24 protein-coding genes and 1 pseudogene are annotated in these 24,700 nt (G+C 70.6%); 14 read left to right on the top strand and 11 right to left on the bottom strand.

The genetic code is table 11. The features are described 5' to 3' along the window. From AW274_RS11085 to AW274_RS11075, 3 genes are all read right to left on the bottom strand, one after another. The coding region (locus AW274_RS11085) for a TadA family conjugal transfer-associated ATPase (protein ID WP_198169130.1) at window positions 1-1,034 on the bottom strand (1,034 nt) is incomplete at its 3' end. A 5-nt stretch (window positions 1,035-1,039) separates the two neighbouring features. Beyond that, entirely contained in the window at window positions 1,040-2,071 is a 1,032-nt protein-coding gene (gene ssd, locus AW274_RS11080; protein ID WP_062430945.1) for a septum site-determining protein Ssd, read from the bottom strand. Between the two features lie 711 nt (window positions 2,072-2,782). Then, window positions 2,783-3,547 carry a Fic family protein gene (locus tag AW274_RS11075; RefSeq protein WP_062430944.1) on the bottom strand — a complete coding sequence of 255 codons (765 nt, stop codon included), beginning with the start codon at window positions 3,545-3,547 and terminating at the stop codon, window positions 2,783-2,785. Window positions 3,548-3,879: 332 nt separating this feature from the next. On the opposite strand from AW274_RS11075, the gene acs reads away from it, so the two are divergent. The 5 genes from acs (at window position 3,880) to AW274_RS11050 (ending at window position 8,985) form a co-directional block, all read left to right on the top strand. Next, window positions 3,880-5,838 carry an acetate--CoA ligase gene (gene acs, locus AW274_RS11070; RefSeq protein WP_062430943.1) on the top strand — a complete coding sequence of 653 codons (1,959 nt, stop codon included), beginning with the start codon at window positions 3,880-3,882 and terminating at the stop codon, window positions 5,836-5,838. A gap of 160 nt (window positions 5,839-5,998) precedes the next feature. After that, a complete protein-coding gene (gene nhaA / locus AW274_RS11065) occupies window positions 5,999-7,162 on the top strand; it encodes a Na+/H+ antiporter NhaA (RefSeq protein WP_232320072.1) in 1,164 nt (387 codons plus the stop codon). 22 nt (window positions 7,163-7,184) lie between these two features. Beyond that, window positions 7,185-7,631 (top strand): phage holin family protein, encoded by a 447-nt coding sequence (locus tag AW274_RS11060; protein WP_062430942.1) that lies wholly within the window; start codon window positions 7,185-7,187, stop codon window positions 7,629-7,631. Beyond that, window positions 7,628-8,554, top strand: coding sequence for an alpha/beta fold hydrolase (locus tag AW274_RS11055; RefSeq protein WP_062430941.1), 927 nt, complete (start codon window positions 7,628-7,630; stop codon window positions 8,552-8,554). Before AW274_RS11060 ends, AW274_RS11055 begins: the two co-directional genes overlap by 4 nt. Then, window positions 8,551-8,985, top strand: a complete 435-nt coding sequence (locus tag AW274_RS11050) for a DUF309 domain-containing protein (RefSeq protein ID WP_062430940.1) — start codon at window positions 8,551-8,553, stop codon at window positions 8,983-8,985. The genes AW274_RS11055 and AW274_RS11050 overlap by 4 nt, the downstream gene beginning before the upstream one ends. Here AW274_RS11050 and AW274_RS11045 read toward each other — a convergent pair. Further along, entirely contained in the window at window positions 8,926-10,134 is a 1,209-nt protein-coding gene (locus AW274_RS11045) for an MFS transporter (RefSeq protein WP_062430939.1), read from the bottom strand. The two genes, AW274_RS11050 and AW274_RS11045, sit on opposite strands and share 60 nt — an antisense overlap. Window positions 10,135-10,689: 555 nt before the next feature. On the opposite strand from AW274_RS11045, the gene AW274_RS11040 reads away from it, so the two are divergent. Next, window positions 10,690-11,601, top strand: a complete 912-nt coding sequence (locus AW274_RS11040; protein ID WP_232320071.1) for a helix-turn-helix domain-containing protein — start codon at window positions 10,690-10,692, stop codon at window positions 11,599-11,601. On the opposite strand, the gene AW274_RS11035 is transcribed toward AW274_RS11040, so the two are convergent. Beyond that, window positions 11,602-13,188 (bottom strand): ATP-binding cassette domain-containing protein, encoded by a 1,587-nt coding sequence (locus AW274_RS11035; RefSeq protein WP_062430937.1) that lies wholly within the window; start codon window positions 13,186-13,188, stop codon window positions 11,602-11,604. It lies immediately after the preceding gene. A 76-nt stretch (window positions 13,189-13,264) separates the two neighbouring features. Between AW274_RS11035 and AW274_RS11030 the strand changes: the two genes are divergently transcribed. Beyond that, on the top strand, window positions 13,265-13,939 hold the full coding sequence (locus AW274_RS11030) for a TetR/AcrR family transcriptional regulator (RefSeq protein WP_062430936.1): 675 nt from the start codon (window positions 13,265-13,267) through the stop codon (window positions 13,937-13,939). Here the strand turns inward: AW274_RS11030 and AW274_RS11025 are convergent. Next, the gene (locus tag AW274_RS11025; RefSeq protein ID WP_232320070.1) at window positions 13,936-15,126 is read right to left on the bottom strand and encodes a MarP family serine protease; all 1,191 of its coding nucleotides are present in this window, start codon (window positions 15,124-15,126) and stop codon (window positions 13,936-13,938) included. The genes AW274_RS11030 and AW274_RS11025 overlap by 4 nt on opposite strands. 111 nt (window positions 15,127-15,237) lie before the next feature. On the opposite strand from AW274_RS11025, the gene AW274_RS11020 reads away from it, so the two are divergent. Further along, entirely contained in the window at window positions 15,238-15,783 is a 546-nt protein-coding gene (locus AW274_RS11020; protein ID WP_062430935.1) for a HEAT repeat domain-containing protein, read from the top strand. Here AW274_RS11020 and AW274_RS11015 read toward each other — a convergent pair. Together AW274_RS11015 and nth are read right to left on the bottom strand one after the other, a co-directional pair. After that, the gene (locus AW274_RS11015; protein ID WP_062430934.1) at window positions 15,733-16,377 is read right to left on the bottom strand and encodes an NUDIX hydrolase; all 645 of its coding nucleotides are present in this window, start codon (window positions 16,375-16,377) and stop codon (window positions 15,733-15,735) included. The two genes, AW274_RS11020 and AW274_RS11015, sit on opposite strands and share 51 nt — an antisense overlap. Window positions 16,378-16,414: 37 nt before the next feature. After that, window positions 16,415-17,119 (bottom strand): endonuclease III, encoded by a 705-nt coding sequence (gene nth, locus AW274_RS11010; RefSeq protein ID WP_062430933.1) that lies wholly within the window; start codon window positions 17,117-17,119, stop codon window positions 16,415-16,417. Between the two features lie 129 nt (window positions 17,120-17,248). On the opposite strand from nth, the gene AW274_RS11005 reads away from it, so the two are divergent. The 3 genes from AW274_RS11005 (at window position 17,249) to AW274_RS11000 (ending at window position 19,029) form a co-directional block, all read left to right on the top strand. Continuing rightward, window positions 17,249-17,845 (top strand): hypothetical protein, encoded by a 597-nt coding sequence (locus AW274_RS11005; RefSeq protein ID WP_062430932.1) that lies wholly within the window; start codon window positions 17,249-17,251, stop codon window positions 17,843-17,845. 162 nt (window positions 17,846-18,007) lie between these two features. Beyond that, on the top strand, window positions 18,008-18,142 hold the full coding sequence (locus AW274_RS42610) for a hypothetical protein (protein WP_269750555.1): 135 nt from the start codon (window positions 18,008-18,010) through the stop codon (window positions 18,140-18,142). After that, window positions 18,139-19,029, top strand: coding sequence for a hypothetical protein (locus AW274_RS11000; RefSeq protein ID WP_062430931.1), 891 nt, complete (start codon window positions 18,139-18,141; stop codon window positions 19,027-19,029). The genes AW274_RS42610 and AW274_RS11000 overlap by 4 nt, the downstream gene beginning before the upstream one ends. Here the strand turns inward: AW274_RS11000 and AW274_RS10995 are convergent. Beyond that, window positions 19,026-20,330 (bottom strand): annotated as a pseudogene (locus tag AW274_RS10995) (NAD(P)-binding domain-containing protein); the annotation flags it as partial. The gene AW274_RS11000 and the pseudogene AW274_RS10995 sit on opposite strands and share 4 nt — an antisense overlap. After that, complete coding sequence (locus AW274_RS10990) at window positions 20,219-20,758, bottom strand: OsmC family protein (RefSeq protein WP_062430930.1); 540 nt, start codon at window positions 20,756-20,758, stop codon at window positions 20,219-20,221. The gene AW274_RS10990 and the pseudogene AW274_RS10995, both read right to left, overlap by 112 nt. 46 nt (window positions 20,759-20,804) lie before the next feature. On the opposite strand from AW274_RS10990, the gene metX reads away from it, so the two are divergent. Genes metX through AW274_RS10975 form a run of 3 tightly spaced genes read left to right on the top strand, consistent with a single transcriptional unit; the run spans window position 20,805 to window position 23,775 of the window. Beyond that, the gene (metX, locus tag AW274_RS10985; protein WP_232320069.1) at window positions 20,805-21,989 is read left to right on the top strand and encodes a homoserine O-acetyltransferase MetX; all 1,185 of its coding nucleotides are present in this window, start codon (window positions 20,805-20,807) and stop codon (window positions 21,987-21,989) included. Further along, window positions 21,986-23,308: an O-acetylhomoserine aminocarboxypropyltransferase/cysteine synthase family protein gene (locus tag AW274_RS10980; protein ID WP_062430928.1), complete on the top strand. Its 1,323-nt coding sequence runs from the start codon at window positions 21,986-21,988 to the stop codon at window positions 23,306-23,308. The genes metX and AW274_RS10980 overlap by 4 nt, the downstream gene beginning before the upstream one ends. Beyond that, window positions 23,305-23,775 carry a CoA-binding protein gene (locus tag AW274_RS10975; RefSeq protein WP_062430927.1) on the top strand — a complete coding sequence of 157 codons (471 nt, stop codon included), beginning with the start codon at window positions 23,305-23,307 and terminating at the stop codon, window positions 23,773-23,775. The genes AW274_RS10980 and AW274_RS10975 overlap by 4 nt, the downstream gene beginning before the upstream one ends. Here the strand turns inward: AW274_RS10975 and AW274_RS10970 are convergent. After that, on the bottom strand, window positions 23,772-24,698 hold the full coding sequence (locus AW274_RS10970; protein ID WP_232320068.1) for a polyprenyl synthetase family protein: 927 nt from the start codon (window positions 24,696-24,698) through the stop codon (window positions 23,772-23,774). The two genes, AW274_RS10975 and AW274_RS10970, sit on opposite strands and share 4 nt — an antisense overlap. Window positions 24,699-24,700 lie beyond the last annotated feature (2 nt).

The following is a 24,700-nucleotide window of genomic DNA, read 5'->3' as shown; positions in this document are numbered from 1 at the left end:
CCCACCCCCCGCCGCAACAGACAGACCTCCGCCACCCGCCGCACCCCCGTCCCCGCATCCCGCACCACGTGAATGACCGCATCCAAAGCCGCCGCCAACTGGCTGTGCACCGCCTCCCGGCTAAGCCCAGCCGCACACGCCAACGCCTCAAGCCGAGCAGGCACGTCAGCCGCCGTGTTGGCATGCAACGTCCCGCACCCGCCCTCATGCCCGGTGTTCAGGGCAGCCAGGAGATCCACAACTTCGGACCCTCGCACCTCACCGACGACAACCCGGTCAGGCCGCATCCGCAACGCCTGCCGAACCAGGTCCCGAAGCGTCACCCCGCCCACCCCCTCAAGGTTCGGCGGCCGCGTCTCCAAACGCACCACGTGCGGATGCGCGGGCCGAAGCTCGGCAGAGTCCTCCACCAGCAACAACCGCTCACCCGGATCGGCGAGCGACAACAACGCCGACAAGAGGGTCGTCTTCCCCGTCCCCGTCCCGCCCGACACCACGAACGCCAGCCGCGCCCGCATCATCGACCGCAACACCTGCGCCCCGACACCCGTCACCAGGTCGTCGAGCCCATAGGTATGCCGAGGCGGCAGCCGCAACGACAAACACGTCCCCTCCGCAGAGACCGGCGGCAAGACCGCATGCAGTCTCACCCCACCCGCCAACCGCGCATCGACATACGGACACGCGTCATCAAGACGCCTCCCGGCTGCCGCCGCCAGACGTTGGGCGAGACGCCGCACATCGTCATCAGACCGGAAAGCCACAGACGTCTTCCGCAACCCGCCCCCGTCATCGACCCACACCTCCCGAAACCCGTTCACCAGCACATCGGTGACCCCGGGCTCGGCGAGCAGCCCTTCAAGCGGTCCCGCCCCGATCAGCTCAGCGCGCAGAATCCGAGCTACGACCAGAACCTCGGCATCACCCAGAACCGCCCGTTCGGCCCGCAACGCCCCAGCCACCTGCGCAGGCGACGGGTCGAGCCCGTCGCGCGCCAACCGAACGCGGACCGCATCCAGCAGCTCCGCCGACACCGCGCTCACGACAACCCGGCCAGCAGTTCCCCGCAGAACCGCCCCAGCGGCGTGCGCTTTAACGGCGGGGCGTCGCCGCGGTCGAGCGCCTCGGCCAGGCCACGCTGCTCCGGGAGGACCCCCGCCAGCGGCACACCAAGCGACTGCGCCACCACGTCAGGGTCGAGGCTGCCGCCGCGCACGACCACCCGTACATCCCCCGAGTGTTCGCGCACCTCGGCCAGCGCCTGGCCGGCGGCCAGCACCCCGCGCACGTCCGCGGAAACCACCAGCAATGCCACGCCAGACCGCGAAAGCGCCTCTTCAGCCCCGGCGTCGACGAACCGTGGCAGATCGACCACCACCAGGTCGCAGCCGCGTCGGGCCGCCTCCAACACGGCGCGCATGGCCTCGCGGGGGATGCGCATCGGCTCGCCCCGGTGCCATGACAGGACAGTCAACTCGCCGAAGGTCGGGAGCGCCCCCTGGAGGGCCGCGTAGCTCACCCGGCCTTCTCGTCCCACGATGTCGGGCCATCGGGCGCCGGTCGCCTCCTCCTGTCCGAGGACCACGTCGATGCCGCCGCCGAGCGGGTCGGCGTCGACGAGCAGGGTGCGGGAGCCCGATCGGGCGGCGGTCAGGGCCAGCGAGGCGGCCAAGACGGTCGCGCCGACGCCGCCACGCCCGCCGGCCACGCAGACCACGGCGCCGGCGCGGGAGGAGGGTTCGGCGGCCTCGGCGAACTCGTCGACGAGCAGGCGTTCGGCGTCGGGCAGTTCCAGGACGGCCGACGCTCCGACGGACACGCAGCGCCGCCACATCGACGGGTCGGCGGGGTCGGAGGTCACCAGCAGCACCCCCTGCCGGGGTGGCGGGCCGGTGGCGGCGAGGGCGTCGGCCAGGTCGGCCCCCACGACGACCAGCGGCGCGGTGCGCCAGCGGGGGCGGGCTTGGGCGGCCTCGTGGGCGACGTCGAGTTCGACCCCGGCGGCCGCGGCGACCCGCAGCAGGTCGTCGAGCAGGACGCGGTCGGCGGTGACGGCCAGCGGGCGGTGCATGGGCGGGGGGCTCCTCGGTCGGCGATCGGGAGCTTCACCATGCCGACCGGACGAAGATCAGAAACGCCCGGACCGAGGTCTGTGGATAAGGGTCGCCCTGTGGAAAAAGGGGGCGACCCCCGCCGGGGGGGAGAGCGGGGGTCGCCGATCGGTCCGGCTCCGGGGGGGTAGAGCCGGTCCCGTGTGATGAAAGCTTTCATCAGTGGGCCAGGGCATGGCAAGGGACTTGCAAAGGTGCCCTGTGCACAGTCACTCCCACACTGGGAGATAACACCGTATGCTGCCCGATCCGCCCGAGTTTCGTCGAGGAGCAATCTGCAATTTGCGGCAGTTTTTTTGGGCTTGCCGCACGCGGCGGGAATGCGCCCGCACGGTCACGGTCAGTGATCACTGTCAGAAGGGGGCGGGATGTACCGATCCATTGCCCCACATGACACCAAACCACACCAGAAGCCGTAATCAGCGGATTCCGGGCTCAGTAAAGGTCTTGCTCGGAGGGGTTCCCAAGTGCGCAGTTCCGACGTACAAAGGGCGTACGGACCAAGTGTCCGGGTACGGCCGCCGGGCACCCACGTGCGACCAGCCGCGGGAGGCGTGTCGTTGCGGGCTTGTCCCGTTTCGACAAAATAGGTGCACGCTTGGTAACCCGGCTCGACGTACTGGCGACGGCGTCCCATTCCAGGGACGCCGTCCGCTTGTGTCCGGAATTGTTCAGCGCGACAGCGCTTCGCATATGGCCGTAGTCTCCCTGACCCCCAGGACCACAGCGCGCGCACAGTGGACCACCCACGCCGCCACCCCGTCGGGCGTGCCGGTGAGATAGCCCTTCAGAGCCTGGGTGTACGCCCCCATCGACTCCCGATGCCCGACTTCCACCGCCACGAGCGACTTGGGGTCGAGGCCGTGCTCCACAAGGCTGAGCCGCTCGGCCGCCCGCGCCACCAGCCCGTCGGCCACGCCGAACGGCCGCAGCGCCACGATCTCGGCGTGCACGATCGCGCCCAGCACCAGCGCGGGGGCCTTCGTCGAGGTCAGCCCGGCCAGACTGGCCATCCGCGCCGACACGTCCACCGGAGCCGGCCCGATGCCGAGGGGGTCGGCCGCCGTGGCCGACGTACGGGGACGCCCCGGATCGGCGAGCAGCCCTGCGGCGGCGAGCGTGTGCAGCCGGGCCAGCACCTGCGGCGGCGCCGACCGCCACAACGGCCCGAGCCGCCCCAGCTCGGCGGAGACCCGCAGCGCCCCCTGCGCCACCGGATCATCGGCCTCCCCGGCCCGCAACGTGCCCAGCGGAACGTCGACACCCTCCAGCGCGGCAGAGGCGCGGGCCCCGCGCAACGCCGACTCGGCCGACACCTCGGGCTGCCGCCTGCGCAGGATGCGATGCCGATACAGCACGTCGACGGCCTCCCGGGCCTCCGACACGGCCTCGGGCACCCCTGGCAGCCCAGCCACCACGACCAGCGGATCACTCACCCGCCCGACCCTATCTACAGCCCTTCCAAGCAAAGATCACAGGCCTCCTTCCGTTACGGCTCCGCCCACCCCGGCACCCCCCGCCGCCTCGGCAAGCTCCGCACAGGGCGCCGGCCCCCGCTCCCGGTCCGCGCCGTCACGGGAGACGGTCACCACACCTTCGAAAAACCCCGGTCAAACCCACCCCAAGTCCCAAGGACCGTTCAACGACGAGCTGGCACCGCTGAACGAAGTCGGGTTTGACTCCCCAGGGCCCAGTCACGTGTCATTAACACCCGATACGGCACGATACGAAGAAGTAAGGCCAGAGAAATTTCGGTAAGGAGTTCGCGGTGACGGAGTCCCAGGAAACGCTGTCGAACCTGTTGCAGGAGAACCGCCGGTTCGAGCCGCCCGCGGAGCTCGCGGCGGCGGCGAACGTCACGGCGAGCGCCTACACGGAGGCCGCGGCCGACCGGCTGGCCTTCTGGGAGGCGGCGGCCGACCGGCTGACCTGGGCGGAGCGCTGGCACACCACGCTTGAGTGGGAGGCCCCGTTCGCAAAGTGGTTCGTGGGCGGCAAGCTGAACATCGCCTACAACTGCGTCGACCGGCACGTCGAGGCCGGGAACGGCGACAAGGTGGCCTTCTACTGGGAGGGCGAGCCCGAGGGTGACAGCCGTGTCATCACCTATGCCGACCTGCAGCGAGAGGTCTCCAAGGCGGCCAACGCGCTGACCGAGCTCGGCGTCGGCAAGGGCGACCGGGTGGCGATCTACATGCCGATGATCCCCGAGTTGCCCGTCTCGTTGCTGGCCTGCGCGCGCATCGGCGCGATCCACTCGGTCGTGTTCGGCGGGTTCTCGGCCTCGGCGCTGAAGAGCCGCATCGACGACGCCGACGCCAAACTGGTGATCACCGCCGACGGCGGCTTCCGGCGGGGGGCGCCCAGCGCGCTCAAGCCCACCGTCGACGAGGCCGTGGCGCAGTGCCCGCAGATCGAGAAGGTGCTCGTCGTCCGCCGGACCGGCCAGGACGTCGCCGTCACCGACAAGGACGTCTGGTGGCACGACGTGGTCGAGCGCCAGAGCGACCAGCACGCCCCCGAGCCCCACGACGCCGAAGACCCGCTCTACATCCTCTACACGAGCGGCACGACCGGTAAGCCGAAGGGCATCCTGCACACCACGGGCGGCTACCTCACCCAGACGGCCTGGACCCACAACGCGGTCTTCGACCTCAAGCCCGACACCGACATCTACTGGTGCACCGCCGACATCGGCTGGGTGACCGGCCACAGCTACATCGTCTACGGCCCGCTGGCCAACGGCGCGACCAGCGTGATCTACGAGGGCACCCCCGACACCCCGCACCGCGGCCGGTTCTGGGAGATCGTGCAGAAGTACAAGGTCACGATCCTCTACACCGCGCCGACCGCGATCCGGACGTTCATGAAGTGGGGCGACGACATCCCCGCCAAGTTCGACATGTCGTCGCTGCGGGTGCTGGGCTCGGTCGGCGAGCCGATCAACCCGGAGGCGTACGTCTGGTACCGCGAGCACATCGGCGCGAGCAAGACCCCCGTGGTCGACACCTGGTGGCAGACCGAGACCGGCGCGATCATGATCAGCCCGCTGCCCGGGGTCACCGCCGGCAAGCCGGGCGCGGCCATGCAGCCGCTGCCGGGCATCGTCGCCGACGTGGTCGACGACCAGGGCAAGTCGGTGCCGAACGGCGGCGGCGGCTTCCTGGTCGTGCGTGAGCCGTGGCCGTCGATGCTGCGCGGCATCTGGGGCGACCCCGAGCGCTACAAGGAGACCTACTGGTCGCGGTTCGACGGGTTCTACTTCCCCGGCGACGGCGCCAAGCGCGACGAGGACGGCGACCTGTGGCTGCTGGGCCGCGTCGACGACGTCATGCTGGTCTCGGGCCACAACATCTCGACCACCGAGGTCGAGAGCGCCCTGGTCAGCCACCCGAAGGTGGCCGAGGCGGCCGTCGTCGGGGCGACCGACCCGGTGACCGGCCAGGCCATCGTGTCGTTCGTGATCCTGCGTGGCGGCGCCGAGGAGAGCGACGACATCGCCTCCGAGCTGCGTCAGCATGTCGCCAAGGTGCTGGGCCCGATCGCCAAGCCGCGGCAGATCATGGTGGTGCCCGAGCTGCCGAAGACCCGTTCCGGGAAGATCATGCGCCGCCTCCTGCGTGACGTGGCCGAGAACCGGTCGCTGGGCGACGTGACCACCCTCACCGACAGCTCGGTCATGAACCTGATCTCGGAGAAGCTTCCCAGCGCGAAGAGCGAGGACTAGTCCGTCGTCCACAGCCGGGGCCGTTATCCACAGGTGATAACCCGCCCCGGCTGTGATCGTTCGGCGCTGGGTACAGTGGGCCGAAGGTGTGCCGGGAAGTCTGGTCGGCGATTTCTGGGGGAATCGTCCGGGCATCTCCCCATCACCCGAGGGGGAGCAGTTGCGCCGTCCACTCCGCTACGCGGCGCAGGTCGCCGAAGCTCTGCGGACCGAGACGATCGGTGGCGTGATCATGCTGATCGCCACGGTCCTCGCGCTGATCTGGGCGAATTCGCCCTGGTCAGGGACCTATGAGGCACTCCGGTCCGTCGTCGTGCCGGGTCCGCTCCACCTCACGCTGTACGAATGGGCGGCCGACGGGCTGCTGGCGATCTTCTTCTTCGTCGCCGGGGTGGAGCTGAAGGAGGAGTTCGTCCACGGGGAGCTGTCCCGCTTCCGCGACGCGATCCTGCCGATCGTGGCCGCGCTGGCCGGGATGGCGGTGCCGGCGCTGATCTACGTGGGGGTGAGCTGGGGGGTGCCGAACGCCATACGGGGGTGGGCGATCCCGACGGCGACCGACATCGCGTTCGCGCTGGCCGTGCTGGCCGTGACCGCGTCGGCGCTGCCGGTGGCGCTGCGCGCGTTCCTGCTGACCCTGGCCGTGGTCGACGACCTCGGCGCGATCATCGTGATCGCGCTCTTCTACAGCGGGAAACTGTCCTTCCTGCCGCTCCTGGCCGCCGTCGTGGTGCTCGCCGTCTTCGGCCTGCTCCAGCGGCGCCGGGTCAGATCCGCTCTTCTGTACGTCCTTCTCGGCGTCGCCGCCTGGGTGCTGCTGCACGAGTCGGGCATCCATCCGACCGTCGCGGGGGTGGCCTGCGGGCTGCTCATGAACGTCGACGGCGATCCGTCGCCGGCCGCGCGGGCCGACCATCTGACCAGACCGGTCTCGGCGGGGTTCGCGGTGCCGGTCTTCGCCTTCCTCGCCGCCGGGGTTCCGCTCGATTTGAGCGCCCTCGGAGGCGTTTTCACCGACAGAATCGCTCTCGGCGTGCTTCTCGGGCTCGTCGTCGGGAAGTTCGTCGGTGTGTTCGGCGGTGCGTGGCTCTCGGTACGACTGGGTTTCGCCCAGATCAGCTCCGATCTGGTCTGGCGTGACATCGCGGCCGTGTCGGTGCTCGCCGGGATCGGCTTCACCGTCTCGCTGCTCATCGGCGACCGGGCCTTCCAGGGCGACACCGGGGTCACCACCGCCGTGCTGATGGCGAGCGTCATCGCATCGTTGCTGGCCGCGGCGCTGCTCAGAATCCGCGTACGGACGAGAGCACGAGATGATATTTGACAAGCAGAATAGGAGATCCCTGATGCGCGAGGACGAATCGCTCGGCGCTCTGGTCGCCGAGGCGAGCACCCATATTTCGACGCTGGTGAGGGCCGAGATCGAGCTCGCCAAGAGCGAGCTCAAGTTCGACGCCAAGCGGGTGGGCATGGCCACCGGCCTGTTCGCCGCCGCCGCGTTCACCCTCCACCTGGTCCTGATCCTGGCCTCGTTCACGATCGCCTACGTCCTGCACGACGCCGTCGGCCTGTCGACGTGGTTGTCGTTCCTGATCGTCACCGTGTTCTACCTGGTCACGGCCGGGATCCTGGGCTTCGTCGGCTACCGCAAGCTGCAGGGCCTGACGGGCTTCAAGCGCACCCGGCGCTCGCTGCAGAGCCTCAAGTCAACCGACGAGACGCCCCACATCGAGCCGGTGGCCACCACCACCGCGGGCGAGGTGGGCGCCCACCGCGCCACGATCGCGTCATGAAACAGGCCCCGGAGGAGAACCAGCTGGTCCGGGCCGAGGGCCCGTGGGAGCACCGCTGGATCCACGCCGGGGGCACCCGCTTCCACGTGGTGGAGGCCGGTGAAGGCCCGCTCGTCCTGCTGCTCCACGGCTTCCCGCAGTTCTGGTGGACGTGGCGGCACCAGCTGGAGGCCCTGCCGGCGGCGGGCTACCGGGCGGTCGCGGTCGATCTCCGGGGTTACGGCGCCAGCGACAAGCCGCCCCGGGGATACGACCTGCCGACCCTGGCCGGCGACGCGGCGGGCCTGATCAGGGCCATGGGCGAGACCGGCGCGATCGTCGTCGGCCACGGCTGGGGCGGCTGGATGGGCTGGACGATGGCCGCGCGCGACGCCAAGTTCGTGCGCCGCCTGGTGGTCGTGTCGGCCCCCCACCCGCTGCGGCTGCGCCGGGCCGTGCTCACCGATCCGAAGCAGCTGCGGGCCAGCGGCCACGCGTTCGGCTTCCAGCTGCCGCTCGTGCCCGAACACCGGCTGACCCGCAAGAACGCCGCCCGCGTCGGCCGCCTGCTCGACGCGTGGTCGGGCCCGGCCTGGCCGTCGGAGGAGCTCAACCCGGTCTACCAGGACGTCTTCCAGATCCCGGCCTCGGCCCACTGCGCCCTGGAATACCACCGCTGGTTCGCCCGCTCACAGCTGCGCCCCGACGGCCGCCGCTACGCCCGCCAGATGCGCCGCGAGGTCGAGGCCCCGACGTTGCAGCTCCACGGCGCGCTCGACCCGTGCATGCTGCCCCGCACCGCCCAGGGTTCGGGCCAGTACGTCGCGGCCCCCTACCGCTGGCGGCTGATAGAAGGCGCCGGCCACTTCCCCCACGAGGAACGCCCCGACGTCTTCAACACCGAGCTGACCTCCTGGCTGGCCGACCCCGAGCCCGACCGATGACCCGCGACCGCGACGCCGAGGGCCGGGCCCGCAACGCCCGCCCCCGTGACGCCTACGGCCGCCCACTGCCCCACGGCGCCGAGGGCGTCGACCGCGTGCCCGACGACTACGCCCCCACAGCGGAGCAGGCGGTAGCCGACGGCGTCGAGATGTTGCGTCTCGACCGCCCGTTCCACGCCCACGAGATCTTCGAAGGCCGCTGGAAGTGCTGCCCGCCAGAAGAACGAGACCTGTGGCAGGGCCTGGCACAGATCTGCGTCGGCCTGACCCACCTGCAACGAGGCAACCCACGCGGCGCGGAAACCCTGCTCGAACGAGGCGCCGAACGCCTGACCCCGATCGAGGGCCACCCCTACGCAATCAACCCGACGCTAGCCGCCCGCGCCAGGTCGAGCACCGACCTCCTGACCGCCCTGGGAGCCCGGGTCTAGCCGCAGGCCCGGAGCCAGGGCCAGCGTGACGGCGACCGAGGCCACGGCCATCACCGTCATGGCCATGGCCGGACTGCTGAACTGCGCCACCGCTCCCGCCACCGCCGCGCCCACCCCCTGCATGACCATCATCCCCGAGCCGTTCAGCCCGAGGGCGTGCCCGCTGAGGTCGTCGGGGGTGAGGGCCATCAGCCGTTCCTGGAGGAGCAGGCTGGCGGCGTAGCCGATGGAGGCGAGGGTCACCGCCGCGACCGCGACCCCGATCGGCGGACCGGTGAAGAACACCAGGTAGGGCACGGCGAGCAGCAGCCGCATCGGCGCCCCCAGCCGTTCGCGCCACCCGGCCGGGATGAACCGCCCGACGAGCGTGTCGCCGATCAGCATGCCGAAGGCCGCGAACGCGAACAGCACCCCGGCGCTGCCGGGGTCGTACGCGACATAGAGGGATTCGCACCCCACGATCAGCCCGTTCGGCACCCAGAGGGCCAGGAAGACGTACCGCCGAGGCCGCGACGCCCACAACCGCGAGTTCCCCTGCCACGTCTCCGCCACCGACGGCCGCCCGGAAGCGCGCGGCGGCCGCTTCGACAACCCGAGCAGCACGACGAGCACCGCGACGAACTCCAGCGCCGCGCTGACCAGCAGCGTCTGCACCGGGGTCAGCAGCGCGACCAGCAGCCCCCCGGCCGCGAACCCGGCGATCTGCGAACCGCCGACGGCCATGTTCAGCACCGAGCGCCCGAGCAGGAACCCGTCTCGCGTGAGAATCTCGTTCAGCAGCCCATAGCGCACCCCGCCCCCGACCGACGCGACGACGCCGACCACGACGAGCACGCCGAACCGCACCGCCATTGGCAGATCGGGAACGGCCTGCACGGCCGAGGCGAGCCCGAAGACGAGAGCCAGCCCCGCGAGCGCCATCCGCGGCGGCAGCCGATCGGCCGCCGACATCAGCAACGTCGCCCCGACCACCTGCGCGAGCAGCGGTCCGAACATGGCCAGCGCCGACAACAACGGCGACCCGGTCGCCTCGAACACGAGCGTCCCGAGCGCGAGGTTCCCGATCGTCGACGCCACCACCTGCAACGTGGACGTCGCGAAGAGCGGCGCGAACTCCTTGGTAGCGAACAACTCCCGATATGTACGCATGAGGAGCACATTCCATCCCCGCAGGTCAGACGGGGTAATGTTTCGCCCGAACGCGAAACGACAACCCCTGAAGGGCCTGAAACGAAGGGTGGCCAGGCCGAAAGCGGTGGATGTCAGACACCTCACACCAAGAGGCGAGATATGCCCAGATGCAAGGCGCGGCCTACCCAGAGATCACGCCAACGTCCCCACAGGCAGACCGCTGGGAGGGTCCGGTGAAACCATCGCCAGACGACAGGCGGCGCGGGGCGAGAACCGGCCAAGAGCAACGCCAGCCCGAGGCCAGCCCGGTTAGGACAACAGAGGCGCAGAAAACACCCGCGCAGAACAACACCCGCGCAGGGCTACCTCCGCGCAGGGCTACCTCCGCGCAGAAGCACACCCGCGCAGGGCTACCTCCGCGCAGAACAGCAGTGACGCAGGGCAACACGCGAGAGGCAACAATCTGCGCGAGGTAACAATCTGTGGGTCTCACACGGAACGGGCAAGTCGGTTCGGGGGTTGTGTATGGGCTGGTGGCAGGTCGGGGCTGACACGTTGGCCGGGAGTAGGTTCGTGGTCTCGCCGCTCGCTGAGACCACCGCGTGCATGTTCGCCCTGGGCCACGCCCACCCCGCCCACCACGGCGAGCGGCACTGGTTCGACCGCCATGCCGACCGGTTCAAGGCCCGTCTCGCCGCCGACCCCCTCGACGACCTGCTGATGCGGGCCGCGAACGGGCCCGAGTGGGTCGCCGACTTCCTCGTCCCGGCGCCGACCGGTACGGGGGAGCCGACGTTCGCGGACGAGGTCGCCACCATCCGTGCCACCCCGCCCGACGTCGTCTTCGCCGACCTCGAGGTCTCCCTCGGCAGGATGCTGCCCGGCCCGCTGCGCCGTGACGACCTGGCCGCGCGGGCAGCCGACGTACTGGAATGGGTGTGGCAGGAAGCGGTCGAGCCCACCTGGGATCGGCGCAGGCGCATCCTCGAAGCCGACATCATCGGGCGGATCGGCAGTCTCAGCATGGGCGGCTGGGAGGCGGCGCTCAACGACATGCGGCCGGGCATGCGCTGGCTGGGCGACAGCCGGTTGCAGATCAACACGACCAGCAACCCGCCGCGCGACCTCACGACGGCGCGGCTCATGTTCGTGCCGGTCACGCCCCGGCACAGGTGGGTGGCCTGGGAGCATCCGCACCGGTATGCGGTGATCTATCCGGCCGCGGGCGTGCTCACCGAGGTGCGCGAGGTCTCCGCGCCGCTCGGTCGGCTGCTGGGTGGCGCCCGCGCCACCGTGCTCGTCCTGCTCGACACGCCCAAGAGCACGACCCAGCTCGTCGCGCTGACCGGGCAGGGGCTCGGTTCGGTGGGGCGGCATCTGAAGGTGCTGCTCGACGCGGGGCTGATCGAGCGCCGCCGGGCGGGCAAGTCGGTGCTCTACTACCGCAGCCGCACCGGAGACGCCGTGGTCGCCTCGTCGGAGTGATCACGTCCAAACAGGTTCGGCGCTCTCGTGAACGGTCCCGTCGGCTCCGAAGATCAGGAACCGGTCGAAGTCGGCCGCGAACCACCGGTCGTGGGTCACCGCCAGCACCGTGCCGGTGAAACCCGCCAAGCCCTGTTGCAGCGCCTCGGCCCCGGCCAGGTCGAGGTTGTCGGTGGGCTCGTCGAGCAGCAGCAACGTCGCCCCCGACAACTCCAGCAGGAGGATCTGCAGGCGCGCCTGCTGCCCGCCCGACAGGGTCTCGAAGAGCTGGTTGGCGGCGGGCGCGAGTTCGTAGCGCGCCAGCGCGGCCATCGCCTCGTTCAGGATCAGCGTGTCGGCCGCCATGACCAGCTCGACCGGCCGGCGTCCGTGCAGGTCGGGCCGGGCGTGGGTCTGCACGAAGCGGCCGGGCCGCACCCGCGCCCCGAGCCGGACCTCCGGGCGCGTCTTCTCGTACGCCGACTCGACGGCTTGCAGGAACGTCGACTTGCCCGACCCGTTGGCGCCCAGCACGCCCACCCGCTCGCCGAACCAGACCTCCGCGTCGAACGGCTCGGTCAGCCCGGCCAGCTCCAGCCCTTCGCAGGTCACGGCGCGTTTCCCGGTCCGGCCGCCACGTAGCCGGATGCGCACGTTCTGCGCCTTCGGCGCGCGTTCGGGCGGGCCGGCCTGCTCGAACCGGCCGAGCCGGGTGCGGGCGGCGCGGTAGGCCGACGAGAGGGCGTCGTTGTTGGCCGACGTCTGCCGCAGGGTGTGCACGAGCCGCCGGAGCTTGGCGTGCTCCTCGTCCCAGCGGCGGCGGCGCTCCTCCAGCCGGTCGATGCGGTCGGCGCGGGCGGCGGCGTAGGTCGCGAAGCCGCCGCCGTGGATCCACACGCCGCGGTCCTCCACGGTGACGACGCGGTCGGCCACGTTCGCGAGCAGCTGCCGGTCGTGGGAGACCAGCAGCACCGTCTTGGCCGAGGCGGCCAGGCGGCCCTCCAGCCACGACTTCCCGGCGACGTCGAGGTAGTTGTCGGGCTCGTCGAGCAGCAGCACCTCGTCGGGGCCGCGGAGCAGGGCCTCCAGGACGAGGCGTTTCTGCTCCCCTCCCGACAGGGTCGTGACCGGCCGCCCGCGGACCGCGTCGAAGGGCAGCCCCATCGCGGCGGTCGCGCACACGTCCCAGACGGTCTCCATGGCGTAGCCGCCGGCGTCGGCGTAGTCGGCGACGGCCTGCGCGTAGCCGAGCTGGGCCGCCTCGTCGTCGCGGGCGGCCAGCGCCGTCTCGGCCGCCGACACGGCGGCGGCCGCGTCCCGGACCTGCCGGGGCGCGACCGAGAGCAGCAGGTCGTGGACGGTGCTGCGGTCGCGGATGTCGCCGACGAACTGCCGCATGACGCCGAGCCCGCCGCTCTGCGCCACCCGGCCGTCGTCGGGCCGCAGGTCACCGGCGATCAGCCGCAGAAGGGTGGTCTTGCCCGCGCCGTTCGGCCCGACGAGGCCCGCCTTCACCCCGTCGCCCACCCGGAACGACACCTCGTTGAGCAGCAGGCGACCGTCAGGCAGGACATAACTCAGGCGGTCGACGTCGACGTGTCCCGGCATCTCACCTCCACCGGATCGTTGTTCCAGTAACCGGACCAACGATCCGGTACTCGAACGTCATACTAGACTCGGCCAGGTGAACGCGAGAACCGGTGGGGTGTGGCTGAGGTCGTCCAGCCGCGAAGAACGGGGTGGCCCCCCGCTGAGCAGGCAGCGCATCGTCGAGGAGGCCGTGGCCCTGCTCGACGCCGAAGGGCCCGACCGGCTGACCATGCGGCGGCTGGCCGAGCGGCTCGGCACCGGCTCGACCACCCTCTACTGGCACGTCAAGACCAAAGACGACGTGCTCGACCTCGCCCTCGACGCGATCTTCGCCGCCGTCCCGATCCCCGAAGATCAGGAATGGCGCGCCGGCGTCACCCGGCTGATCGGCGACTGGCGGGCCACCCTGCTGCGCTACCCCTGGTCGGCCGGGCTACTGGGCCGCCCGATGCTGGGGCCGAACGTGCTGGCCAGAAGCGATTTCCTGTACGCCGCCCTCATCGGAGCGGGCGTCGTCGAGCCCCACCTCACGGCCGCCGCGTTCGGGTTGTCGAACTTCGTCGTCGGCTCGGCCCTCATGCAGGCGACCTGGCTGCTCAACGCCGACGCCGAGACCCGCGACGCCGCCCGCGAGCACATGGACCACCAGCGCGACCGCTATCCGGCCCTGGCCGCCCACGGCCCGCTGACCGCCTCGGACGACTGGGACGAGAGCTTCGAGCGCGGCCTGACCTGGCTGCTCGACGGCATAGAGGCGACGATCGCCTAGTCGCAGTCTTGCGTGTCGACCCGGGCGACGGCCGCGCTGCCGTCTTCGGCGTCGGTGCGCACCTCTTCGGCCGTCAGCGCGTAGCCGGTGTCCTTCTGGTCGGTAGCGGCGGCGAAGATGACGCCGAAGACCCGCCCGTCGGGGGCGAGCAGCGGCCCGCCCGAGTTGCCCGGCTGCACCTCGCCGCGGATCGCGTAGACCTCGCGGTCGACGGTGTGGCGGTTGTAGATGTCGTAGGACTCGGCGGGCTGCTTCACCCGGATGCGGGCCGGCTTGATGGTGAAGCCGTGGCCCTTCGGGTAGCCCGCGATGATGGCGTCGTCCTTCGACTCGGCCGCCATGTCGAACTTGAGCGGGTTGACGTCGAGCGACTCGACGTAGAGGACCGCGATGTCGCGGTCGGGGTTGTAGAGCACGACCCGGGCGTCGTGGCTGGCGCCCCGGTAGTCGGTCACCCGCAGGTCCTGCGACACGCCGGCCACCACGTGGGCGTTGGTCATGATGCGGTGGGGGGCATAGGCGAAGCCGGTGCCCTCGATGCGCTTGCGGCACGTCGGCGCGGTGCCCTGCACCTTCACGATCGCGCGGCGCGCCCGCGCCAGCTGCGGGTCGTTGATGATGCTCTCGTCGGGGGCGGGCACGTCGACGAACTGCGCGCCGCCGATCGCGGTGAACACCTCGGGCCACGGCGAGGCGTCGACGAACTCGCGGAAGCCGCGCGTCAGGTCGCGGGCGGCCTCGGGCATCGCCTGGTCCATCGTCTTGAGCAGCAGGGAGTCGTTCACCTGCTGCTTGGGCAGCGGGAAGTTCATCGAGATGATGAGCGAGCCGATGAGCCAGGCGAACACCAGCACCGACAGGCCGCTGGCGAGGGAGCCGCCGAAGGCGTCGATGACCCGCGCGGGCTCCCACGTGACGTGGGAACGCACGACCGCGCCGATCGTCGAGGACGCGAACTGGCCGACCGTCGCGGCGAGGAACACGATGACGATGGCGAGCAGGGCGCGTTCGGTCTCACCGTTGACCAGGGCGCCGGCGATCGGCGGGGCGATGAACATGCCGACCAGCGCGCCTCCGGCGAAACCCACGAAGCTGAACGCGCCGATGATGAAACCCTGGCGATATCCCGACACCGCGAAGGCCAGAATGAGGCCGATCAGGATGAGGTCGAGCAGATCGCCTTGCACGCCTGTATTCCACCTCTATCGCCACCGGGCCCGGCCACCACCCTTAACCGTATCCAGCCACGCGCGGTCTCGTGCACGGGTTCTTCGCAGTCCACTCGATATCGTGACGCCATGGGGGGACCTGTTGAGGAACTGATCCAGACCGCACTGGCCGATGGAGACCCGGACGGCCCGACCCGCTGGGATGCCATCGCCGCCCTGCAACAACGCGGTGACCTGGAGACTTTCACCGCCGCACGACGCCTGTGCGCCGCCGACACGACGACGGAGAGAGTTCTCGGAGTCGACATTCTGGGGGAACTCGGGCGTGACCGGCCGTTCGCCGACAAGACCTTGCCGGTGCTGCGCTTCCTGGCCGCGAGCGAGACCGAACCTCGCGTGCTCTATTCGGTGCTCATCGCCTTCGGTCATCTGCGCGACCCGAGGGCGCTGCCCTCGGTGATCGAGCTCGCGTCGCATTCGGAGGCGACGGTGCGCTACGGGGCCGCGTACGCGCTGCCCAACGTCATCGGGCGGCCGGCCGACCCGGCGGGGGTCGCGGCGCTGCGCCGCCTGGCCGCCGACCACGACGACGACGTGGCCGACTGGGCGACGCTGGGGCTGGCGCTAACGGGAGGCGAGGTTCACGACGTCAGGGGGCAGGTCCTCGATCCGTGACCGGTCCCACGGCACCTCGAAACCGCAGGTGGCGAGCACGCCGTCGAGCACTCCGGCGGTGAAGCCCCAGACCAGCAGGCCGCGCACGCGGAACGCGGGACCGAGGAACCCGCTCGGGTGACGCAGCTTGAACCGGTTGGCGGGGTCGACGAGCTCGGCGACGGGCACCCGCTCGACCGACTCGACCTCGTCGGGTGAGGCGGCGTGGACGGCACAGGGGGTGTGCCACCAGCCGATGACGGGGGTCACGCGGTTGTCGCTGTGAGAGAGGTAGAGCTCCGGCATGGTGCCCAGCACCTCGACGCCCTCGGGGTCGAGGCCGGTCTCCTCGGCGGCCTCGCGGAGGGCCGCGCCGACCGGTCCGTCGTCTTCGGGGTCGACCCCGCCGCCGGGGAAGGCGGGCTGACCCGCGTGGTTGCGTCCGGTGGAACTGCGCTGGATGAGCAGGATGTCGGGCCCGGCCGGGCCGTCGCCGAACAGCAGCAGGACGGCGGCCCTGCGGCCGCCGTTCCGTGGTGGGCGCATCGCCAGGGGGACCGGGCTCCGACCGGCCTTCTCCGCCGCTTCGGTGATCCAGGCCGGTACGTCGGTCATGGACACTGCAACCGCGCGCGCCCCGCGAAGCTTCCCGTCACGAGAACGGTCCCGACCGCACCAGCTTGGCGGCCGTCTCGGGGTCGGTCGGGCCGGTGCCGTACGAGGGGCAGAGCGCCGCAAGCGGGCAGGCGCCGCAGGCGGGTTTGCGGGCAATGCAGATCCGGCGGCCGTGCCAGATGATGCGGTGGGAGAAGACCGTCCACTCCCGCTTCGGGATGAGCTGGCCGATCTCCTGCTCGATCTTGACCGGGTCGAGCTCGCCCTCGATCCAGCCGAACCGCCGTACCAGCCGCTGGAAGTGGGTGTCGACGGTCAGCCCCGGCACGCCGAACGCGTTGCCGAGCACGACGTTGGCGGTCTTGCGCCCGACGCCGGGAAGGGTGACCAGGTCGGCCATCTTGCGCGGCACCTCGCCGCCGAACCGGTCTCTGATCGCGACCGACAGGCCGATGACCGACTTGGTCTTGGCCCGGAAGAACCCGGTCGGCCGCAGGATCGCCTCCATGTCGTCGGGGTCGGCGACGGCCATGTCATCGGGGGTCGGGTATTTGGCGAACAGCGCCGGGGTGGTCAGGTTGACCCGCACGTCGGTCGTCTGCGCCGACAGGACCGTCGCCACGAGCAGCTGGAACGCGTCGGCGAAGTTGAGCTCGCAGTGGGCGTCGGGATAGGTCTCGGCCAGGATGCGGTTCATCTTCCGGGCCCGCCGCACCAGCCCCAGCCGGGTCTCTGTCGCCATGGCCCCAGCGTAGGGGCGGCAGCGGAGAAAGCAGCCACTTACTTAGCTACTCGAAAAAGGTTGAATTGTTATCTATTACGCAGATTATGGGAGTTTCCTGAGAGACCTCTGATCCCTGAGAGCGGAACGATGCACAAGTTACTGGGAGCGCTCGCGCTCACCACAGGCCTCCTCGTCGCCCCCACCACGGCGCTGGCGGCCCCCACCCCCAGCCCGAGCCCCACCCCTCCGGCCAAGGGGCCGTGCTGGGCCGGGTCGTGGACGGTGACCAAGGCGACCGCCGAGGTCGTCGGCAAGAAGCACGACTTCTACGCGGAGGGCGGCGCCGGCATCAAGGCGACCTTCACCCGCGAGGGCAAGTACGTCGGCGCCCACTACGACTTCCGCACGTCGGCCCCCCTGACCGGCGGCGCCACCTTCACGCTGAAGGGCCGCGAGAAATTCACGTACACCTTCGGCGGCCACGGACAGCAGACCCACGGCAAGATCGTCCTCAAGCCCCGGACCGGCAACCTCGGCGCCAGATTGGAGCGCTCCGGCGGCGGCAAGGGCTTCGACGGCCTGCTCCGCGACGCCGTCGCGCACAACGAGGACCTCGGGGCGATCCCCCGCAAGGGCACCTACACCTGCGTTCCGGGCAAGTCGCTGCGCATCAACACGCACGGCAAGTCCGGCCGGACGGTCATCACGATCAAGTGGGAGCTCACCCGCCCACCCGTCGTCTAGAACCGATCTCCCCTGACCGAAGGTCGAGTCGCCGACGAGTTCAGGCACCAGAGCGGGCCGGGATCGTTCCCTGGCCCGCTCTTCGTATGTCTCCCGCCGGCCGGTGATAACCGCGCGCTCCGCGACATCTACCGGTAGAGGCAGCACTGATGAGGAGACGGAGTGAACGATGAGGCCGATTTCACCCGCATGTTCCAGGAGCACTACACGCCGGTCCTGCGCTACGCCTGGCGCCGGGCCGGCCCCGCCGACGCCGCGGACATCGCCGCCGAGGAACCGGAAAGGAGCGTGCGATGAACTGGCTGCGCGACAACGACCCGGCCGCCGACGTGCACCCCGACCCGGCGGCGATGGCCGCCACCCTGGACGAGATCGTCGGCACGCGCAGGCCGGTGCGACGCCGCAGGCGGAGGTGGCTGGTGCTGGTCCCGCTCACCGCCGTCCTGGCGACCGTGGCGGTCGTGCTGCAGCCCGGCGGCGCTCCGTTCGTGCTGGGACCGGCCAAGGCCGTGGCGTTCGCCAGGCAGGGCGACCGCATCGACGTCCGGATCGCCGATCCCGACGCCGACCCCCGGCGCTACCGCGAGGACTTCGCCGCGCACGGCCTGAAGGTCGACCTGGTTCTGAAGCCGACGTCGCCGAGCCTGGTCGGCATGGTGGTCTCCGTGTCGTCTCCCCAGACGGCGACCGGGCACGACTCCGACGGATTCGAGATCAGCGGCGGCGACGCGACCTACCGGGTCGAATCCATCGGGGGCGGCGATTGCGGCGACTTCCACTGCGCCGCCGGCATCGGCATCCCCCTCGACCTGCCCGTCCCGCTGGACGTCATCGTCGGCCGCCCCGCCCGGCCCGGCGAACGGTACGAGATCTGGGGCGATCCGACCGCGCCGGGCGAGGTCCTCGCGGGCGACGACCTGGTGAACCTCACGGTCGACCAGGCCAGAGACGTGGTGCGGCAGCGCGGCGGCACGGTCGAGTCCCATCTCCAGCCGCCTGACGGGAGCGGCCGGAACTGGGTCTACGACGACCACGCCCTCGCGCCGGAGCAGGTCCCCGGTTCCTGGTACGTGCACGACGTGTTCGGCGGGCACTACGCGGGTCAGGTGCGGCTCGTCGTCGCGGCCCAGCCGACCGATCGCCCGTTCTGGAACTTCGTCGACTCCCTGATGTTCTGGCGTTAACCCGCCAGGTGCAGGCGCAGGTGGTCGACGATGTCGCGGGCGTCGTCCTCGATGCCGCAGAGGAACGTCGATCGTCTGCGGCGCAGGACCGGCAGGCCGAGGGCGTAGAGGCCGTCGCCGACCACGCCCCCGTCGTGGATCAGCGACCCCTTCTCGTCGACGACCGGCACGTCCAGCCACGAGTAGTCGGGGCGGTAGCCGGTGGCCCAGACGATCGAGCCGATCTCCCCCGACCGCAGGTCGAGCCGCCAGCGGGCCGATTTCGGCACGCGAGTGGGTTCGGGCCGTTCCCCGGGAGCGGTGCCGGCCCACTCGTCGAAGGTGTCGAGGAGGCGGTTCAGCTTGAGGTCGGCCAGCGCCGCCACGTTGCGCAGCCCGCCCGAGAAGAGGGCCGCGCCGTCGCGGATCGCCGACAACCGGCCGACGAGCTCGACGCCCATCGAGGTCAGCGTGTTCAGGTCGAGCGTCGAGCCGGCGACCAGCTGGGGCGACGGCAACCGCCGTGCGCGGGTCAGGTCGTCGAGTTCGTCGTAGCGCTGCGACCAGACGCCCGAGTGGTGCATCCACCAGAGCACGTCGCGGTCGCGGTAGACGCGCGGCATGCGCACGTGTTCCCCGGCCGACAACACGACCGGGCGGCCCGACTGCTGGATCTCCGCTGCCAGCTGCACGCCCGTCGCCGACGCGCCGACGACGAGCACGCCGCCGTCCGGCAACCGGGAGGGGTTCCGGTAGCCGAACGGCGTCACCTGCTCGACGCCCGGGGGCACGTCGAAGGACGGCACGACGGGACGGTTGCAGGCGCCGCTGGCGATGACGACCGTCCGGGCCCGGATCGGGCCCTCGCCGGTCGTCAGGGTGTAGCCCTCGGAGGAGCGCCGCACCGATGTGACGTTCACACCGGTGCGGACCGGGACGTCCTTCGCGGACCGTTCCAGCAGGTCGACGACCTCGCCCATGTCGGCGTAGCCGTCGGGGTCGGGACCTTCGTAGGCCGCGCCGGGGAGGCGGCTCAGCCAGTTGGGGGTCAGCAGCCGCAGCGAGTCCCACCGCTCACGGCGCCACGAGTTGGCGACCTCGCCGCGCTCCAGCACCACGTGGTCGACCGAGGCGGCGGTCAGGAAGCAGCTGGCCGCGAGGCCGGCGTGACCTGCCCCGATGACGGCCGTGGTGACGTACACGACGGACCTCAGGCGACTTCGACGGTGACGTTGGTGGGGTTGGTCAGCGCGTCGAAGACGGCCGAGCGCTTCTGCGACTGGGCGACCAGGGCCTCGATCTCGGCCGGCGAGGCGTCGGCGTCGATCGTGAAGGTCACCTTGACGTCGTTGAAGCCGTTGCGGACGTCGCTGTCGGCGCCGAGGATGCCCCGGATGTCGTGGTCGCCCTCGACGACCGACTCGACCGAGTTGAGCTTGATGCCGCGGTTCTGGGCGACCGAGGCGACGCCGGCGGTGAGGCAGGCGGCCAGGCCGACGAGCAGGTACTCGATCGGCGTGACGCCGTTGTCCTCGGCGGCGAAGATCTCGGGGTGGTCGGCCTCGAAGACCGCCTCGGACTTGTGGCTCTGCTCCTGGCCGAGGCCGAAGAACTTCTGGATCTTGGTGGTGCTGTGGACGCCGTGCTGCCACTTCGAGCTGGCCCGCCAGGTGAACTGGGCGGCCTCGGGCGCGCCCTTCAACGCCTCGCGTGCGTCGAGCAGCGCCTGGACGTTCACTCCGTTCGACATGATCCCCTCATTTCCTACAGGTTAAATGAACAATACAATGAAACCCATGGGCTCCATAGGTTTCGTTGAAACTCAGTACCTCGACCTGCACGGTCCGATACGCCTCGACAGCGGGCGGGAGCTGCGCGACGTGCGCGTGGCCTACGAGACCTACGGCACCCTCTCCCCCGAGCGCGACAACGTCATACTCGTCTGCCACGCCCTGAGCGGCAATGCCCATGCGGCCGGTTCGGCCCGGACCGCTCCCGAAGCGAGCGCCCGCGACGGCTTCGGAGCCGAAGACCGCGACGGCGCGCAAGGGAAAGGGCTGGGCTGGTGGGACGGGATGATCGGGCCCGGAAAGGCTTTCGACACCGACCAATACTTCGTCGTCTGCACCAACCTTCTCGGCGGCTGCAACGGCACGACCGGCCCTTCCACCATTGACGACGCCACCGGCCGCCCCTACGGCTCCGACTTCCCGGTGGTCACCGTGGCCGATATGGTCCGCACCGAACGCGCCTTCCTCGACGCCCTCGGGATCGAGCGTCTCGCGGTCGTCGCGGGGGGTTCGCTGGGCGGCATGCAGGCCCTCGAATGGGCGGTCCAGTACCCCGGTCAGGTCGACTCCATAGTGGTCATCGCCTCCACCCACGCCCTCCACCCCCAGGGTCTGGCGTGGAACGCGATCGCCCGCGAGTCCATCATGCGCGACCCCGACTGGCAGGGCGGCCACTACTACGGCACCGGCCGCAAGCCCGACGCCGGCATGGGCGTGGCCCGCATGGTCGGCCACGTGACCTATCTGTCGGGCCCGGCCCTCACCGACAAGTTCGGCCGCCGCCTCCAGTTCGCCGACGACATCCGGCACACGATCGTCGAGCCCGAGTTCGAGGTCGAGAGCTACCTGCGCCACCAGGCCGACTCGTTCGTGAAGCGGTTCGACGCCAACAGCTACCTCTACATCTCGCGCGCGCTGACCTACTTCGACCTGGCCAGGGAGCACGGCGGCGGTTCGCTGGAGAAGGCGCTGGAGAACGTGCGGGCGCGCACGCTGCTGATCTCGTTCAGCTCCGACTGGCTCTATCCGCCGGAGGCGTCGGACGAGATCGCCGCCGCCCTGACTAATCTGGGCAAACCGGTGGAGAACCACCTCATCGACGCACCATACGGGCATGACTGCTTCCTGCTGGAGGAAGCACGGCAGACCCCTCTCATCCGTGATTTTCTGGCGAGGAAGATGGCTTCGTGAGCGACAGACCTTTTCGTACCGAAGAAGCCCGGGAGTTCGGGTTCGAGACCCGCCAGCTCCACGCGGGACAGCGGCCCGACCCGAACACCGGCGCCCGCGCGGTGCCGATCTTCCAGACCACCAGCTACGTCTTCGAAGACCCCGAGTCGGCGGCGGCCTACTTCAACCTCCAGGAGTACGGCAACACCTACTCCCGGATCATGAACCCGACCACGGCCGTGTTCGAGGAGCGGATCGCCAACCTCGAGGGCGGCACCGGCGCGGTGGCCTTCGCCAGCGGCATCGCGGCCCAGGCCGCGGCGCTGTTCACGCTGCTGGAGCCGGGCGACCACGTGGTCTCCTCCTCGGCCCTCTACGGCGGCACGGTCAACCAGCTCAAGCACCTGTTCCGCAAGATGAACGTCGAGCTGACCTGGGTCGACCCCGACGACCCCGACGCCTGGCGCGGCGCGGTCAAGGCCAACACCAAGGCGTTCTACGGCGAGACGATCGGCAACCCGGGCGGCAACGTCCTCGACGTCGAGACCGTCGCGGCGATCGCCCACGAGCACGGCCTGCCGCTGATCGTCGACAACACCTTCGCCACGCCCTACCTGTGCCGGCCGATCGAGTGGGGGGCCGACATCGTCGTCCACTCGGCGACGAAGTTCATCGGCGGCCACGGCACCAGCATCGGCGGCGTGGTCGTCGAGGCGGGCACCTTCGACTGGTCGAACGGCCGCTTCCCGGTGATCGCCGACCCGTCCCCGGCCTACCACGGCCTGAAGTTCCACGAGACCTTCGGCGAGTACGGCTACCTGATGAAGCTGCGCGCCGAGACCCTGCGCGACCTGGGCGCGGCGATGTCGCCGTTCAACGCGTTCCTGTTCCTCCAGGGCCTCGAGACGCTGTCGCTGCGCATGGACCGCCACGTCGAGAACGCCCGTCAGGTGGCCGAGTTCCTCGACGGCCACGAGCTGGCGTCCAACGTGACCTACCCGGCGCTGGCGACCAGCAGGTACAAGCCGCTGGTCGAGAAGTACCTGCCGCGCGGCGCGGGCGCGGTGTTCTCCTTCGAGTGCGCCGGCGGCCGCGAGGGCGGCCAGTCGTTCATCCGCGGCACGTCGCTCTGGTCCCACCTGGCCAACGTGGGCGACGCCAAGAGCCTGATCATCCACCCCGCGTCCACCACCCACCGGCAGCTCGGCGACGCCGAACTGGCCGCCACCGGCGTGGGCGCCGGCACGATCCGCCTGTCGGTCGGCACCGAGTCGGTGGCCGACCTGATCTGGGACCTGGAGCAGGGTTTCGCGCACGTCGAGAAGGGCCTGAGCGCATGAAGTACCAGGAGCCGCAGGACATCCAGCGGGTGGTCAACACCGCCCGGAGCGTCGCGGTGGTCGGCCTGTCGGGCAACGAGCTGCGGGCCAGCAACTTCGTCGGCTTCTACCTCAAGCGCCACGGTTTCACCGTCTACCCGGTCAACCCGCGCGAGAAGGAGATCCTCGGCCAGACCTCCTACCCGAGCCTGGCCGACATCCCCGAGCCGGTCGACGTGGTGAACGTCTTCCGCGCGCCCGACGCCGTGCCCGGGATCGCCCGTGAGGCGGTCGCGATCGGCGCCAAGGCGTTGTGGCTGCAGTTCGGCGTGATCAGCGAGGAGGGCGCCCGGATCGCCGAGGAGGCCGGCCTCACCGTGATCATGGACCGCTGCATGAAGATCGAGCACGCCCGCTACCTGGGCCGCATGCACTGGCTGGGCTTCAACACCGGGCGGATCACCTCGGTCCGCACCGGCATCCACTAACGCCCGCGGCCGACGCTGAGGTCGGCCAGCAGACGCAGCTCCGGGGTGGCCCCGTGGCCGAGCGCCGCGAACGCGAGCTCGACCTGACGGTCGGCCTCCCGGAGCGCCCACTGCCGGGCGCCCGTCTGTTCGACGAGGTCGGCCTGGGTCTCGGGATCGGCGTCGGGCGACTCGGCCAGCCGGGTGGCGGCGGGCGTGCCCGACTCCATGGCGGCGACCACCGGCAGGGACTTGCGGCGGCACGCCAGGTCGGAGACCAGGCTCCGCAGGTCGTCGGTGAGCCGGAAGGCCAGGCCGAGGCGGGTGCCGAACTCGCGGAAGACCTTCATGTCGCACGCTCCCCCGGCCAGGGCTCCGAGTTCGCAGGCGGCGCCGAGGAGGGCGCCGGTCTTCTTCCCGGCCACCGTCATGGCCTCGTCCAGGGTGACCGCGGGCCGGTTCACGAAGGCCATGTCCGTGGCCTGACCGTGGCACAGGTCGAGCAGCGCGTCGGCGACGGTGCGCACCCCCGCCGGCCCGACCAGCGACATCGCGACGGCCAGCAGGGCGTCGCCGGTCAGCAGCGCCTCGCTGAGGCCGAAGACGGTCCAGGCGGCCGGGCGCTCCCGCCGCGTGTCGCCGCCGCCGATCACGTCGTCGTGGAGCAGCGAGAAGTCGTTCACCAGCTCGGTCGCGACCGCCATCGGCACCGCGTCGGCCGCCTGGCCCCCCACGGCCCGCGCGCACGCGAGCGTCAGGGCGGGGCGGACGAACCGGCCCTGGCCTCCGATGAGCTCGTTGCCCTGCTCGTCCCACCAGCCGATGTGGTAGCCCGCGACGTGCCGCAACTCGGGGGAGAGCCGGTCGATCGCGCTCCGGTGGGCGGGTTCGATCAGTTCCCGGGTCGCGTTGAGAACCTCGCGGACGGTCGTCGAGTCGGTCACCC

This window comes from Herbidospora daliensis, assembly GCF_001570585.1.
Lineage (GTDB): Bacteria > Actinomycetota > Actinomycetes > Streptosporangiales > Streptosporangiaceae > Herbidospora > Herbidospora daliensis.
Note: the sequence above shows the minus strand (reverse complement) of the source record. Positions and strands in the feature narration are given on the sequence as shown.